General features: G+C 56.0%; 2 rRNA genes. Both read right to left on the reverse strand.

The window, feature by feature from the left end:
* Positions 1-45 precede the first annotated feature (45 nt).
* A 5S ribosomal RNA gene (gene rrf, locus ACFODV_RS15200) occupies positions 46-161 on the reverse strand.
* 83 nt (positions 162-244) lie between these two features.
* Positions 245-1,016 (reverse strand): 23S ribosomal RNA (locus tag ACFODV_RS15205); the annotation flags it as partial.

A 1,016-nucleotide genomic window follows, 5' to 3' on the forward strand; every position in this document is an offset into this window, starting at 1 on the left:
AAAAACCCCCGAACTCAAAGAGTTCGGGGGTTTTTCTGAATAGGTGCCTGACGATGACCTACTCTCACATGGGGAGACCCCACACTACCATCGGCGCTGAGCGGTTTCACTGCTGAGTTCGGCATGGGATCAGGTGGTTCACGCACGCTATGGTCGTCAGGCGAAAAGCGGTGAATCATGCTGACGTCAAGACGTCTCAAACGTATCCGGTGTCGTCTGTCATCCCAAACGCTTTGGGTGTTATATGGTCAAGCCTCACGGGCCATTAGTACAGGTTAGCTCAACGCCTTGCAGCGCTTCCACACCCTGCCTATCAACCAGCTGGTCTCGCTGGGCCCTTCAGGAGGCTCAAGGCCTCGGGGAAGTCTCATCTTGAAGGGGGCTTCCCGCTTAGATGCTTTCAGCGGTTATCCTGTCCGCACATAGCTACCCGGCAATGCCACTGGCGTGACAACCGGAACACCAGAGGTGCGTCCACTCCGGTCCTCTCGTACTAGGAGCAGCTCTTCTCAAACTTCCAACGCCCACGGCAGATAGGGACCGAACTGTCTCACGACGTTCTAAACCCAGCTCGCGTACCACTTTAAATGGCGAACAGCCATACCCTTGGGACCGACTTCAGCCCCAGGATGTGATGAGCCGACATCGAGGTGCCAAACACCGCCGTCGATGTGAACTCTTGGGCGGTATCAGCCTGTTATCCCCGGAGTACCTTTTATCCGTTGAGCGATGGCCCTTCCATACAGAACCACCGGATCACTAGAACCTGCTTTCGCACCTGCTCGACGTGTCTGTCTCGCAGTCAAGCACCCTTATGCTCTTGCACTCACTGCACGATTTCCAACCGTGCTGAGGGTACCTTCGTGCTCCTCCGTTACGCTTTAGGAGGAGACCGCCCCAGTCAAACTACCCACCACACACGGTCCTCGATCCGGATAACGGACCTGAGTTAGAACGCCAATGATGCCAGGCTGGTATTTCAAGGTTGGCTCCACCCGAACTGGCGTCCGGGTTTC

The sequence above is a fragment of the Halomonas tibetensis genome, assembly GCF_042643535.1.
GTDB classification, from domain to species: domain Bacteria; phylum Pseudomonadota; class Gammaproteobacteria; order Pseudomonadales; family Halomonadaceae; genus Halomonas; species Halomonas tibetensis.